Genomic DNA, 14,005 nt, shown 5'->3' on the forward strand with positions numbered 1-14,005 from the left:
AACATCTTGTAAAACCAACAGGATTCCGATATGCCACCCATTCGCCTACCCTGCGCGCTGTCTCCATTGCTGTTTTCACTGCTGCTGGCGGCCTCCGCCTCTGCCGCCGAAACCCCCGCCCCGGCCCCGGCCAAACCCAGCCATCCCGACGTCGCCACCCAAGCCTACCGCACCAAACAATTCCTGCTGGCCCTGCGCACCGACACCCAGACGCTGGCCCGGCTCGATCCCATCGCCGACCCGAGCTTCGACTTCACGCCCGGCCCGCGCGAGGCCGAGCGCCAGTACGACGGCTACGCCCACATAGGCGACCTCAACCTGCGCGTGCGCGGCGCCGACGGCGCCCAGTGGCAAGAGTTTTCCTCGTCGGCGGCGCGGCGCCCGGTCACCCCGCTGGCGGCAGGCGGCAAGACGCTGGCGGCGGCCGACATCACCGCCAGCCTGGGCAAGGACGTGCCGCTGACGGTCGAGCGGCGCTGGCTCAACGAAGGCGGCGCGCTGGTGCTGCGCTTCACGTTGATCAACAACTCCGGCGCGCCCGTGGAGATCGGCGGCCTCGGCATGCCGATGGTGTTCGACAACATCATCACCGACCGCACGCTCGAGCAGGCGCACGCCAGCGCCAGTTTCGCCGATCCGTACATCGGCCGCGATGGCGGTTACGTGCAGGTCACGCGCCTGAACGGCCAAGGCCCGGCGCTGATCGTCACGCCGGACGGGCGCACGCCGCTCGAGGCGTGGCGTCCGCTGGCCGACCGCAGCGCCCGCGCGCAAACGGCCGAGGGCTTTTACGACTGGACCGTCGCCAGCAAGGCGTATGCCGAGAACGAATGGAAAAACGCCGGCGAACAATGGAACGCGCCCACCAGCATCACGCTGGCGCCCGGCGCGCGGCGCGACATCGGCGTGCGCTTCGCCACGGCGCCGTCGATCCGCGCGATCGAGGCCACCCTGCTGGCGCGGAAGCGCCCGGTGGCCGTCGGCATCCCCGGCTACGTCGTGCCGACCGACCTGGAGGCGACCTTGTTCCTCAACAGTCCGCAGAAAGTGGTCGGCATCACCAGCTCGCCCGAGGGCGCGCTGGCCGTCACGCCGGCCAAGGCGTCCGCGAAAGGCTGGGCGCGCTACACGGTGCGCGGCAACGGCTGGGGCCCGGCGCGGCTATCGATCGCCTACGCCGACGGCAGCGTGCAGACGGTCAGCTATTTCATCACCAAGCCGCTGGAACAGGCGGTGGCCGACCTGGGCAAGTTCGCCACCACGCAGCAATGGTTCGACGACAAGAAAGATCCGTTCAAACGCGCGCCCGCCATCCTGACGTACGACCGCGACGCCAAGCGCATCGTCACCGACGACCCGCGCGTGTGGATCTCCGGCATGAGCGACGAAGGCGGCGGCGGCAGCTGGGTGGCGGCCATCAGCAAGCAGCTCGACAACCCCGACCCCGCCGAGGTGGCCAAGCTGGAACGCCTGGTCAACGAAACGGTGGTCGGCAAACTGCAGGTGGCCGACGGCCCGCAGGCCGGCGCCGTGCGCAAGAGCTTGTTCTACTACGACCCCAAGGCCTTCCCCGGCTACTACAACCCCAAGGCCAACTGGGGCACCTGGGCCTCGTGGAAGAAGCAGGACGCCGACGACCTCGGGCGCGCCTACAACTATCCGCACGTGGCCATCGGCCACTGGGTGCTGTACCGGCTGGCGCGCAACCACGCCGGCCTGGTCAACGCGCACGACTGGCGCTGGTATCTGAACAAGGCCTACCAGACCACGGTGGCGATGGTGCGCGACGCGCCCGAGTACGCGCAGTTCGGCCTGATGGAGGGCGACGTCTTCGTCGACATCCTCAAGGACCTGCAACGCGAGGGCATGAGCGCCGAGGCGGCCGACATGGAAAGCATGATGAAGCGGCGCGCCGACCACTGGCGCACGCTGGCCTACCCGTTCGGCAGCGAGATGGCGTGGGACTCGACCGGCCAGGCCGAGGTCTACGCGTGGATGCGCCACTTCGGCTACAAGAAGCAGGCCGACATCACGCGCGAGGTGATCCTCGGCTACGATCCGGCGATCCCCAGCTGGGGCTACAACGGCAACGCCCGCCGCTACTGGGACTTCCTGTACGGCGGCAAGACCGCGCGCATCGAACGCCAGATCCATCACTACGGTTCGACGTTGAACGCGGTGCCGCTGTTCGACGCCTACCGCGCCGACCCAAGCGACCTGCACCTGCTGCGCGTAGCCTACGGCGGCCTGCTGGGCGGCATCACCAACATCGACCGCGACGGTTTTTCGTCGGCCGCGTTCCACGCCTGGCCCGACATGATGCGCTGGGACGCCTACAGCGGCGACTACGGCATGGGCTTCTACGGCCACGCCTACGCCAGCGCCACCTACGTGGTCAAGGACCCAACGTTCGGCTGGCTGGGCTTCGGCGGCAACCTGCAAATGGAAAAGAACGGCGTGGTGCGGATCACGCCGAAGGACAGCGCCCGCACGCGCCTGTTCGTGGCGCCGGCGCGCGCGTGGATCACCTTGGAGGCGGGCAAGATCGACAGCGCCACCTACGATCCGAAAAGCCGCGCCATCACGCTGGAGCTGGCGCCGGCCACCAGCGCCACGCCGGCGGCCCGGCTGCTGATCGACAGCCCGGGCGGCAAAATCAAGCCGCAGGGCCTGGTTGCCGAGCGCGGCGGATACCAGGTTCCACTGACGGCAGCGGCCACGCGCGTGCTGCTGAAGCCACGATGACGGGCGTTGAGCGAACTTTTTTCATTTTATTTCGCTGAACACAACAAATTTCCTTGCATTGCGGGCCATACTGTACAAAAATACAGACTGTCTATATACACAGGCCCAACTGCACTCATGATCAAGCTCACCGCACGCCAGGAACAAATTCTCAATCTGATCAAGGATGCCATCGAAAACACCGGCTTCCCGCCGACGCGCGCCGAGATCGCCAACGAACTGGGCTTCAAATCCGCCAACGCGGCCGAGGAGCACTTGCAGGCGCTGGCGCGCAAGGGCGCGATCGAGATCGCCGCCGGCACCTCGCGCGGCATCCGCCTGCTGGGCGTGCACGCCGAGCCGGCGACGCCGAAGGTGCCGGTGTCGCTGATGATGTCGTTGCCGCTGATCGGCCGCGTGGCCGCCGGCTCGCCGATCCTGGCGCAGGAAAATCTGGAAACGAGCTACAGCGTCGACCCGGCGATGTTCTCGTCCAAGCCGGACTATCTGCTCAAGGTGCGGGGCGAATCGATGCGCGACGCCGGCATCATGGACGGCGACCTGCTGGCGGTGAAGAAAGTCGACAGCGCCAAGAACGGCCAGATCGTCGTCGCGCGGATCGGCAACGACGTCACGGTCAAGCGCTACCGCAAGACCGGCACCTTGGTCGAGCTGCTGCCGGAGAATCCCGACTTCAAGATCATCAAGGTCGACCCGGAGGCGGACGAATTCGCGCTCGAAGGCCTGGCGGTCGGCCTGATGCGCAGCTGGCACTAAGCCGGGCCGGGGCCACAGGGTTAAACGTGGAGACACGTAGGGCGGATTAGCGCAGCGTAATCCGCCAAGCTCCGTCGGCGGCTCATAGATGGCGGATTACGGCGTTCCGCCTAATCCGCCCTACGTGTTCAGAAGTATTTCGAGCGGCCCGGAGTGGTTTTAGCAGGCTTCCAGCGCACAGGCGAAGTCGTCGAGCAGGTCGTCGGTGTCTTCGATGCCCACCGAGACCCGGATCAGCGATTCGGCTATCCCCATCGAGGCGCGCCGCTCGGCCCCCATCTCGTAGAAGATCGTGTGCGCGACCGGGATCACCAAGGTGCGCGTGTCGCCCAGGTTCGACGCCGGAATCGCCAGCTTGAGCCGGTTCAGGAAGTCGAAACAGTCGATGCCGTCCTTGAGCTCAAAGCTGAGCAACGAGCCATGCTTTCGGAACAGCTCGCTCGAAATGCCGTGCTGCGGGTGCGATGCCAAGCCCGGATAGTGCACCGCCGCGACGCGCTCGTCCGCCTCCAGCATCTCGGCCAGCGCCTGCGCGTTGGCGCAGGTGCGCTCCATGCGCAGCGCCAAGGTCTCGGCGCCGACGGCGATGTGGTGCGCCGCCTCCGGCCCCAGCGAGGCGCCGAAGTCGCGCAGCCCCTTGGCGCGGATCTGCGCCAGCCCCCATTGCGCCGGCGCGACCTTCTTGTAGTTCTCGTAAATATTCGGGAAGCTGGTCCAGTCGTAGGCGCCGGTGTCGGTGAGGCTGCCGCCCAGCGCGTTGCCGTGGCCGCCGATCGATTTGGTCAGCGCGTTGACCACCAGCCCGGCGCCGACCGACTTCGGCCGGAACAGGTACGGCGTGGTCATCGTGTTGTCGACGATGTAGAGGATGCCGCGCGCCTTGCACAATTCGCCGATGCGCTGCAAGTCCGCCACCTGCGTGCGCGGGTTGGCGATGGTTTCGACGAACACCACGCGGGTCTGCCCGGTGATGGCCGCCTCGACGTTGGCGACGTCGGTGGCGTCGACGAACGACACGCCCACGCCCTGCGCCATCGTGGTCTGCCACAGGCTGTTGGTGTTACCGAACAGGAAGGACGACGAGACGACGTGGTCGCCCGCCCGCAGCAGCCCTTGGAACACGGCACCGATCGCGCCCATGCCGGTGGCGAAGCACAAGGTGCCGACGCCCTGCTCCATCTTGTTGACCTTGTCCTCGAGCGCGGAGATGGTCGGATTGCCCTGGCGGCCGTAGCGGAAGCCCGGCTCCTTGCCCTGGAATACCGACGCCAGTTGGCGCGCGTCCGCATACCCGAAGGCGACCGAGGTGTGGACCGGCTTGTGCAGCGAGCCGTGCTCGATGCCCTTGAGGCGGTCGTTGTGCAGGATGGTGGTGGTGAAGCCGTAGTTCTTCTTATCGTTCATATGCTTGGAGTAATCAAAAAAAAAGCCCGGTACGGCGAACCGTACCGGGCGCGACATCAGCCTTCGGCGGTCGCGAGATTCAGGTTCAGTTGCGAGCGGCCCGCATCCTCGTGGCTGGTCTTGGCCTTCGGATGGTGGCGCGCGTATTCCAGCTTGTCGAGGTATTCCTTCGACACGTCGCCCGTGACGTAGATGCCGTCGAAGCACGACGCCTCGAAGTTCTTCAACTCCGGATTGACGTCCGAGATGGCACGCTTGAGCGATTCGATATCCTGGTACACCAGGTGGTCGGCGGTGATTTCGCGGCACACTTCCTCGGTGGTGCGGCCGTAGGCGATCAGCTCGTCGCGGGTCGGCATGTCGATGCCGTACACGTTCGGGTAGATCACCGGCGGCGCGGCCGAGGCGAAAATCACCTTCTTGGCGCCCGCTTCGCGCGCCATCTGCACGATCTCGCGGCTGGTGGTGCCGCGCACGATCGAGTCGTCGACCAGCAGCACGACCTTGTCCTTGAACTCGGATGCGATGGCGTTGAGCTTCTGGCGCACCGATTTCTTGCGCGCGGCCTGGCCCGGCATGATGAAGGTGCGGCCGATGTAGCGGTTCTTGATGAAGCCTTCGCGGTATTCGACGTTGAGCGCCAGCGCCAGCTGGATCGCGGCCGGACGCGACGAATCGGGAATCGGCATGACGACGTCGATCTCGCCGTCCTTGAATTCGCGCTTGATCTTCTCGGCCAGGTACTCGCCCATTTTCAGGCGGGTGGCGTACACCGAGGCGCCGTCGATGACGGAATCGGGACGGGCCAGGTAGACGAATTCGAACACGCAAGGGTTGAGCGACGGATTGTCGGCGCACTGGCGGCTGTGCAGCTGCATGTCGGCGTCGATGAAGACCGCCTCGCCCGGCGCGATGTCGCGCAGGAAGCGGAAGCCCATGCCTTCGAGCGCGACCGACTCGGAGGCGACCAGGTATTCGGCGCCCTGCTCGGTTTCGTTGATGCCCAAGCACAGCGGACGGATGCCGAACGGATCGCGGAACGCCAGCAGGCCGACGCCGGCGATCTGCGCCACGGCGGCGTAACCGCCGCGCACCCGGCGGTGCAGCACGGTGACGGCGTCGAAGATGGTGTCGGCGTCGATCGAGATGCCGGTGGTGGCCTTCTGGATTTCATGCGCCAGCACGTTGAGCAGCACTTCCGAATCGGAGTCGGTGTTGATGTGGCGGCGGTCGTTCTTGAACATCTCTTGCTTGAGCTGTTCCCAGTTGGTCAGGTTGCCGTTGTGCGCCAAGGTGATGCCGAACGGCGCGTTGACGTAGAACGGTTGCGCCTCTTCCTCGCTCGACGAGCCGGCGGTGGGATAACGGCAGTGGCCGATGCCCGAGTTGCCTTGCAGGGTGCGCATGTTGCGGGTACGGAAAACGTCACGCACCAGGCCGTTGGCCTTGTGCATGGCGAACATGCTGCTGTGATTGGTCGCGATACCCGCTGCGTCCTGTCCGCGATGCTGCAGCAGCAGCAAGGCGTCATACAGCAGTTGATTGACAGGTTGATGGGAAACGACGCCGACGATGCCACACATGATGGTGCTCCTGGACTGGGTAAGACGGATTAAAAACGCAGATTAAAAATGCTGATGCAAGAAAACGAATTCAAAAATTCACATGCTGCGCCATCGCAGCGGGAAGGAAGGTCTTGACGATCCGCGCGCCGCTTTCGGCGAATGGACTGAACAACGCGTCCTTCCAGAAATCCTGTTGTGGGAGCGACGTCATCCCACATAAGATGACGGCGGTCAGCACGATTACAAGGCCGCGGCCGACGCCGAACACGGCGCCGAGCGCGCGGTCGAACAGGCTCAGGCCGCCCGCGTCGAGCAGCGCCCCCAGCGCCATCGACAGCAAGCCCATTAAAATGCGCACGCCGATGAACAGCGCGACAAAGGCCAGGAACAGGCGCAGCACCGCGCCCGGCACCACCGCCGGCAGCATCACGGCGAGCGCGGCGGCGTAGGCGTTGGCCACCACGAAGGCCACCACCCAGCCGGCCAGCGACAACACTTCCTTCACCAGGCCGCGCAGCAGGCTGATGATGACCGAGGTGACCATCACGAAGATCACCAGATAATCGAAGATCGTCACGTCAGGCGGCCTGGATCAAACCGTTTCCAGGCGGCCGTTCAAGCCCATGCCGCTCAGCTTGGCGCGCACTTTTTCCGCCTCTTCCTTGTTGGTGAACGGCCCCACGCGCACCCGCGTGATGTCGCCGGACGGGGTTTTCTGCGTGAAGGAGCTGATGCCGGCCTCCTTGAGTTTCTTGCGCAGCTCGTCGACCTTGCCCTGGTCGCTCAACGCGGCCACTTGCAGCACGAATTTCTGGCCTGATTCGGCGGCGGCCGGCTTGGCGCCGCCCTTGCCTTCCAGGATGGCCAGCGCGCGCGCGTCCTCGGACGCCTTGTCCGGCGCCGGCTTGGCCGCCGCTTTGGCCTCGGCCTGCTTACGCTCGGCGTCCGCCTTGGCCTTGGCTTCGGCCTTCGCCTCGGCCAGCTTGCGCTCGGTTTCGCGCTTGCGCTCCGCTTCCAGCCTGGACTTGGCCTCGTTGTCGGCCCGGGCCTTGGCTTCGTTGTCGGCCTTGGCCTTGGCCAGCGCCTCGGCCTTCGCTTCCGCCTTGGCCTTGGCTTCGGCCTTCAGGTCGGCTTTGGCTTCGGCTTCCTGGCGGGCGTTGTCGGCCTTGATGATCTCGGCGGCCGACGGCGCGGCCGCGGCGGGCTTGGCCGGTTTGACGTCGTCGACGATTTCTTCCTTGCTGTCGAGGGCGGCGCTGGCGGCGACGCTGGCGGCGGGCGCGCGCACGGCCGGAGCCGGCTTGTCCTTGGCCGGGATCTTGATTTCGATGTCGGACGCCAGCGGACGCGGCTCGGAATCGAGCACCATCGGCAAGCCGACGGCGACGGCCAGCGCCAGCGCGACGGCGCCGACCAGCCGGCGCCGGGCGCGTTTCTTTTCAGGCAACACCGGATCGTCCGCTTCGCGATCCTTGGCGCGGCGCGACCTGGCCGAGCCGTCCGCCGACGAGGCGCGCTTGGAGCGTGCGCGTTCCATGGCGGCCTGATCATCCGCGCTGGTGTAATAGCCGCTGTCCTGACCGGCGGTCTCTTGCTTGTTTTTACCGAATTTCGAGAACAAGCCCATGCGTGATTTCAGTCCTGTGCGTTCAATGGAGTGAGGATTTTCTCGCCGCCATGACGCCTGCGACCGTGAGGAAAGATCCAAAGACCACAATTCTATCATTCTCGCCGGCCCGGCTCATCGCATTTGCATAGGCCGCCGCCGGATCGTCGAAGATATTGATGGTGCGTTCGGGTTTTTCAGCTTGCACGATTTGCACCTTGGCGGCCAGTTCGGAGGCGCTGGCCGCGCGCGGCGACGGCAGGGTCGCCAGGCACCAATGGTCGACGTGCTCGGACATGGCGGCGATGACGCCGTCGATATCCTTGTCGTGCATGGAGCCGAACACGGCGTAGGTGTAAGGATGGAAACCCATGTTGCCCAGGTTCTGGTTCAGCGCCGACGCCGCGTGCGGATTGTGGGCCACGTCCAGGATCACGGTCGGGCGGCCCGGCAGCACCTGGAAGCGCCCCGGCAGCTCCACCGTCACCAGGCCGGTGCGCACTTCCTGCGCGCCGACCGGCAATTCCAGCTTGAGCGCCTCGAGCGCGGCCAGCACGGCCGTGGCGTTGAGGATCTGGTTGGCGCCGCGCAAGCTCGGGTAGGCCAGCGAATTGCGGCGCTGCGAACGGCCGCCGTAGTTCCACTGCTGCTTGTCGCCGGCGTAATTGAAATCGCGCCCCATCAGCCACAGGTCGGCGCCGATGGCGTTGGCGTGGTCGATCAGCGATTGCGGCGGCACCGGGTCCGAGCAGATCGCGGTCTTGCCGGCGCGGAAGATACCGGCCTTCTCGAAGCCGATCTTCTCGCGCGTGTCGCCCAGGTAGTCGGTGTGGTCGATGTCGACGCTGGTGACGATGGCGACGTCGGCATCGACGATGTTGACCGCGTCCAGGCGCCCGCCCAGGCCCACCTCGAGGATCACCACGTCCATGCCGGCGCCGGCCAGCAGCTTCATGATGGCCAAGGTGGTGAATTCGAAGTACGTCAACACGGTGTCGCCGCGCGCCGCCTCGACGGCGTTGAAGGCGTCCACCAGCACCGCGTCGCTGGCCAGTTCGCCGTTGATGCGGGCGCGCTCGTTGAAGTCGAGGAAGTGCGGCTTGATGTACAGGCCCACCTTGTAGCCAGCGCGCAGCAGCACCGATTCGAGCATGGCGCAGGTCGAGCCCTTGCCGTTGGTGCCGGCCACCATGATGACCGGGCAGCTGAAGCTCAGTTGCAAGCGTTCCTTGACGGCGAGCACGCGGTCAAGGCCCATGTTGATGACGGTTTCGGCGTGGCGCGATTCAAGCAACGCAAGCCAGGCGGGCAAAGTAGTTGGGAGGTTGGACATGATGGTGACTCTGAAATGGGCAACGGCGCGCAGGCCGGATGATATCCGATTGCGCGCCGTTGTGCGGGGCGGCTAGGCCCCGCAGTGAATTAAGCGATAACGTTAACCTATCACCATCAGGCAATGACCTCGGCCGGCTGGTTTTGCAACAGGGCCATCAGACGGGCGATTTCTTCGCGCATCTTGCGGCGGTCGACGATCATGTCGACGGCGCCCTTGGTGACCAGGAACTCGGAGCGCTGGAAGCCTTCCGGCAGTTTCTCGCGCACGGTGTTTTCGATCACGCGCGGGCCGGCGAAGCCGATCAGCGCCTTCGGTTCGGCGATGACGACGTCGCCCATGAACGCGAACGAGGCCGACACGCCGCCCATCGTCGGATCGGTCAGCACGCTGATGAACGGCAGCTTCTTCTCGGACAACTTGGTCAGCATGGCGGTGGTTTTCGCCATTTGCATCAGCGACAGCAGGCCCTCCTGCATGCGGGCGCCGCCGGTGGCGGTGATACACACGAACGGCACTTTCTGTTCCAGGGCCACTTGCGCGCCGCGCACGAAGCGCTCGCCGACCACGGAACCCATGGAGCCGCCCATGAATTCGAACTCGAAGCAGGCCACGACGACCGGCATGCTCATGATGGCGCCGCCCATGACGATCATGGCGTCGGTCTCGCCGGTGGCTTCCATCGCTTGCTTGAGGCGGTCGGGGTATTTCTTGCTGTCTTTGAACTTCAGCGTATCGACCGGCAGCGTATCCATGCCAATTTCATAACGTCCGCCGGCGTCGAACAGGCTGTCGAGCCGTTCGCGCGCGCGGATGCGCATGTGGTGGTCGCACTTGGGGCAAACATGCAGGTTCGACTCCAGATCCGTGCGGTACAGGACGGCTTCGCACGATGGGCATTTGACCCACAGGCCCTCTGGCATCGTCTTGCGGGCGGCAACGTCGGAACGCTGGATTCTTGGGGGCAGCAGTTTTTCCAACCAACTCATAAATTCTCCTTGCAGCTAACTTGTGGCCGAAGTGTAGCCGTTTCTTGTACGCCTGTCGAACATTGCAATACAATAATTTTTAGCTTTCGTCATGGAATTCGGCGGGATTTAGAGGGAATCCACTACGCGGGCGGTGGAGCTCCCCCCTCGCTCCCCATCGACGCTTTGAGCTGCTCGCGTTCTTCCAATGTAAGTTCTTCCAGATCCAACTTGAAGCCCGTCCCCGCCAGATACCTCAAATAGCGATGGATCATGTCCTCGGCAGAAAAACCATACGGCTTACCCAGATTTTGGAAGTACTCGATGGTATCAAAGTCCAACCGAAAAGTTATCTCTTTGCTCAGCCGCTCAAAATAAGGATTGGGAATGGCCGTGGAAAAATCAAATTTGTGCATATATTCACCTTTAAGGATGTTATTCCTACTGAAACGACGCTCTGCGCGCTGAAATAATGCGGACAACGTCATGACCTCGATAACAATGACTGACGAAAAGACGCCGGCCCCGGCTGCTGTACCCGTACAAGACAAACCTGTCTTCGCTATCGGAGTGCTCGTGGTCGAAATTAAGAATGCCGTATGGATCACGGAAAGCCGTGCAGGCTTCCTCGAAGCTGACTCCGTGCTTGCGCAGATTATCTTTTGCCTTACGGGCATCCCATTCAAAGCGCACGACCGCTTCCCTTCAACATAGTCAGTACTTAACTATGTATCAAGGTGAGCGGTCGTGATTTGAGGGTGGCCAAGCGGCCGGAGGGTGTTACGGCCGCCTGATCAGGCGTCGAGGGCGCTGCGGATGTCGCTGACGAAGGCTTGCACGGCTGCCACCGCGCCGTCCTTGCCGTGCTTTTCGATCTCCTGCACGATGCGGCTGCCGATGACCACCGCGTCGGCCACCTCGGCCACCGCGCGCGCCGTGGCGCCGTCGCGGATGCCGAAGCCTACGCCGATCGGCAACTGCACGTGCTGGCGGATCGCCTTCAGGCGCTCGGCCACCTGCACGGTGTCGATGTTGCCGGCGCCGGTGACGCCCTTGAGCGAAACGTAATAGCTGAAGCCGCCACCAACCTTGGCCACCTGCTGGATGCGCTCCTCGGTCGAGGTCGGCGCCAGCAGGAAGATCAGGTCGAGCTCGGCCGCGCGCATGGCGGCGGCGAACTCTTCGCACTCCTCCGGCGGGTAGTCGACCACGATGGCGCCGTCGGCCCCCGCTTCCTGCGACTTGGCGATGAAGGCGGCGGCGCCGATGCGCTCGATCGGGTTGGCATAGCCCATCAGCACCACCGGCGTGGTCTGGTTGGTCTTGCGGAACTCGGCGACGTACCCGAACACGTCGCGGATGCCGACGCCGAACGCCAGCGCCCGCTCGCAAGCGCGCTGGATGACCGGGCCCTCGGCCATCGGATCGGAAAACGGCACGCCGAGTTCGAGGATGTCGGCCCCGCCCGCGACCAGCGCGTGCATCAGCGGAACGGTGAGCTCGGGCGCCGGGTCGCCAGCGGTGATGAAGGTGACGAGCGCGGTTTTGTTGTTCGCCTTCAGGTCGGCGAAAGTTGCTGCGATTCTGGACATGTTTTTTTCCTGTTTAAATGTGGAGTTGAAACCCGCACTGCCAAACAGGGGTCGTACCCCGCGGGTACGACCCTGGGCTCGCGGGTTGCGGGTTGGGGGCTCAGCTGAAGTTGAGTCCCATCCGCTCCGCCACGGTATGCATGTCCTTGTCGCCACGGCCCGACAGGTTGGCCAGAATGATCTTGTCCTTCGGCAGCGTGGCCGCCAGCTTCACCGCGTACGCCAGCGCGTGCGACGATTCCAGCGCCGGGATGATGCCTTCGATGTGACAACAATCGTGGAAGGCCTTGAGCGCCTCGTCGTCGGTGATCGACACGTACTCGGCGCGGCCGATATCCTTCAGGTAGGCGTGCTCCGGCCCCACGCCCGGATAATCCAGGCCGGCCGAGACCGAATGCGTCTCGATGATCTGGCCGTTCTCGTCCTGCAGCAGGTAGGTCCGGTTGCCGTGCAACACGCCCGGATAGCCCTTGGTCAGCGAGGCCGCGTGCTTGACGCCGTCGAGCCCCTCGCCCGCCGCCTCGACGCCGATCAGGCGCACCTGCTTCTGGTCGATGTACGGGTAGAAAATCCCCATCGCGTTCGAACCGCCGCCGATGCAGGCCAGCACGTAATCCGGCTGGCGGCCGGTCATTTCCGGCATCTGCACCAGGCACTCCTCGCCGATCACCGACTGGAAGTCGCGCACCAGCATCGGGTACGGATGCGGGCCGGCCACGGTGCCGATGATGTAGAAGGTGTTTTCAATGTTGGTGACCCAGTCGCGCATGGCCTCGTTGAGCGCGTCCTTGAGCGTCTTCGAGCCGGACTCGACCGGCACGACCGTCGCACCCAGCAATTTCATGCGGTAGACGTTCTGCGCCTGGCGCTTGACGTCCTCGCTGCCCATGTAGACCACGCACTCGAGGCCGAAACGGGCGCAGATGGTGGCGGTGGCGACGCCGTGCTGGCCGGCGCCCGTCTCGGCGATGACGCGCGGCTTGCCCATGCGCTTGGCCAGCAGGGCCTGGCCGATGACGTTGTTGATCTTGTGGGCGCCGGTGTGGTTCAGGTCCTCGCGCTTGAAGTAGATCTGCGCGCCGCCGGTCAGCTCGGACCAGCGCTTGGCGTGGTAGATCGGCGACGGGCGGCCGACGAAGTGCTTCAATTCGTAGCGGAATTCCTCGAGGAACTCGGGGTCCTTGCTGTAGCGCTCGTAAGCCTCGTTCAGCTCGGCCAGCGCGTAGGTCAGCGTTTCGGCCACGAAGGAGCCGCCGTACGGGCCGAAGTGGCCGGTGGCGTTGGGCAGTTCGTAATCCTTGGCGTGGAACAGGGGCGCGGCGGCGCCGATCTCAGGTAGTGCTTTCATGGTGGGTTTCGCTTTCAATCATGTCATCTCCGGCCCGCACCGCCGCGACGAAGGCGGCGATCTTGCGGGCGTCCTTGATCCCCTTGGACGCTTCGACACCACTGCTGATGTCGACGGCGTAGGGGCGTACACCGACCACCGCGTCAGTCGCGTTGTGTACGCTCAAGCCACCACTTAAAACGACCCGAGGCGCGAGATCTTTTGGAATGAGAGACCAATCAAAACCCTTTCCTGCGCCACCGTAGGCATCCACATATGTATCCAGCAACAAACTGGTGAACAAGGGACTGGCGGCGCGGCATAGTTGTTCGTATTCTAGCAAATCGGACGGCGAGGTGTCGGGTTTGACGCGAAACACCCGCATGAACTGGCGCCCGGCGGCGGTGGCGATGGCGGCCGACTGTTCGATTGTCTCGTCGCCGTGCAGCTGGATCAGCGCGATCGGCGCCACGTTCACGGTGGCGGCCACCTCCTCCGGCGTGGCGTTGACGAACAAGCCGGTGCAGGTGATGAACGGCGGCACGGCCGCGATCAGCGCGGCCGCTTGCCCGGGCGTCACGTAGCGCGGGCTTTTGGGGTAGAACACGAAACCGATGGCATCGGCGCCGGCGGCCACGGCGGCTTGCACGTCTTCCACGCGGGTCAGGCCGCAGATTTTGATACGGGTGCGTGGCATGCGGTGTTTCCT

Annotated in this window: 13 protein-coding genes; 2 read left to right on the plus strand and 11 right to left on the minus strand. The window is 64.6% G+C overall.

Features of this window, described 5'->3' with window-relative positions; all coding sequences use genetic code 11:
- The first annotated feature begins 30 nt into the window (after positions 1–30).
- Together JOD97_RS10950 and lexA are read left to right on the plus strand one after the other, a co-directional pair.
- Positions 31–2,745: a DUF5695 domain-containing protein gene (locus JOD97_RS10950; RefSeq protein WP_209716479.1), complete on the plus strand. Its 2,715-nt coding sequence runs from the start codon at positions 31–33 to the stop codon at positions 2,743–2,745.
- Between the two features lie 117 nt (positions 2,746–2,862).
- Positions 2,863–3,501 carry a transcriptional repressor LexA gene (gene lexA, locus JOD97_RS10955; RefSeq protein ID WP_209716483.1) on the plus strand — a complete coding sequence of 213 codons (639 nt, stop codon included), beginning with the start codon at positions 2,863–2,865 and terminating at the stop codon, positions 3,499–3,501.
- Positions 3,502–3,660: 159 nt separating this feature from the next.
- Here the strand turns inward: lexA and JOD97_RS10960 are convergent, their stop codons facing one another.
- The 11 genes from JOD97_RS10960 to JOD97_RS11010 form a co-directional block, all read right to left on the minus strand.
- Positions 3,661–4,905 (minus strand): cystathionine gamma-synthase family protein, encoded by a 1,245-nt coding sequence (locus tag JOD97_RS10960; protein WP_209716487.1) that lies wholly within the window; start codon positions 4,903–4,905, stop codon positions 3,661–3,663.
- Positions 4,906–4,961: 56 nt separating this feature from the next.
- A complete protein-coding gene (gene purF, locus JOD97_RS10965) occupies positions 4,962–6,488 on the minus strand; it encodes an amidophosphoribosyltransferase (RefSeq protein ID WP_209716490.1) in 1,527 nt (508 codons plus the stop codon).
- A 70-nt stretch (positions 6,489–6,558) separates the two neighbouring features.
- Positions 6,559–7,047 (minus strand): CvpA family protein, encoded by a 489-nt coding sequence (locus JOD97_RS10970; protein WP_209716493.1) that lies wholly within the window; start codon positions 7,045–7,047, stop codon positions 6,559–6,561.
- A 15-nt stretch (positions 7,048–7,062) separates the two neighbouring features.
- Positions 7,063–8,097, minus strand: coding sequence for an SPOR domain-containing protein (locus tag JOD97_RS10975; RefSeq protein WP_209716496.1), 1,035 nt, complete (start codon positions 8,095–8,097; stop codon positions 7,063–7,065).
- A gap of 22 nt (positions 8,098–8,119) precedes the next feature.
- Positions 8,120–9,409, minus strand: coding sequence for a bifunctional tetrahydrofolate synthase/dihydrofolate synthase (folC, locus tag JOD97_RS10980; protein ID WP_209716499.1), 1,290 nt, complete (start codon positions 9,407–9,409; stop codon positions 8,120–8,122).
- A 116-nt stretch (positions 9,410–9,525) separates the two neighbouring features.
- The gene (accD, locus tag JOD97_RS10985; protein ID WP_209716502.1) at positions 9,526–10,398 is read right to left on the minus strand and encodes an acetyl-CoA carboxylase, carboxyltransferase subunit beta; all 873 of its coding nucleotides are present in this window, start codon (positions 10,396–10,398) and stop codon (positions 9,526–9,528) included.
- A 122-nt stretch (positions 10,399–10,520) separates the two neighbouring features.
- Positions 10,521–10,793, minus strand: a complete 273-nt coding sequence (locus JOD97_RS10990; RefSeq protein ID WP_209716505.1) for an antitoxin — start codon at positions 10,791–10,793, stop codon at positions 10,521–10,523.
- Positions 10,794–10,818: 25 nt separating this feature from the next.
- Positions 10,819–11,070 (minus strand): BrnT family toxin, encoded by a 252-nt coding sequence (locus JOD97_RS10995; protein ID WP_209716508.1) that lies wholly within the window; start codon positions 11,068–11,070, stop codon positions 10,819–10,821.
- Between the two features lie 101 nt (positions 11,071–11,171).
- Positions 11,172–11,969 (minus strand): tryptophan synthase subunit alpha, encoded by a 798-nt coding sequence (trpA, locus tag JOD97_RS11000; protein ID WP_209716510.1) that lies wholly within the window; start codon positions 11,967–11,969, stop codon positions 11,172–11,174.
- Between the two features lie 100 nt (positions 11,970–12,069).
- Complete coding sequence (gene trpB, locus JOD97_RS11005) at positions 12,070–13,317, minus strand: tryptophan synthase subunit beta (RefSeq protein WP_209716513.1); 1,248 nt, start codon at positions 13,315–13,317, stop codon at positions 12,070–12,072.
- Positions 13,301–13,993, minus strand: coding sequence for a phosphoribosylanthranilate isomerase (locus tag JOD97_RS11010; RefSeq protein ID WP_209716515.1), 693 nt, complete (start codon positions 13,991–13,993; stop codon positions 13,301–13,303). The genes trpB and JOD97_RS11010 overlap by 17 nt, the downstream gene beginning before the upstream one ends.
- Positions 13,994–14,005 lie beyond the last annotated feature (12 nt).

The organism is Duganella sp. 1411, assembly GCF_017833525.1.
Taxonomy (GTDB): domain Bacteria; phylum Pseudomonadota; class Gammaproteobacteria; order Burkholderiales; family Burkholderiaceae_D; genus Rugamonas.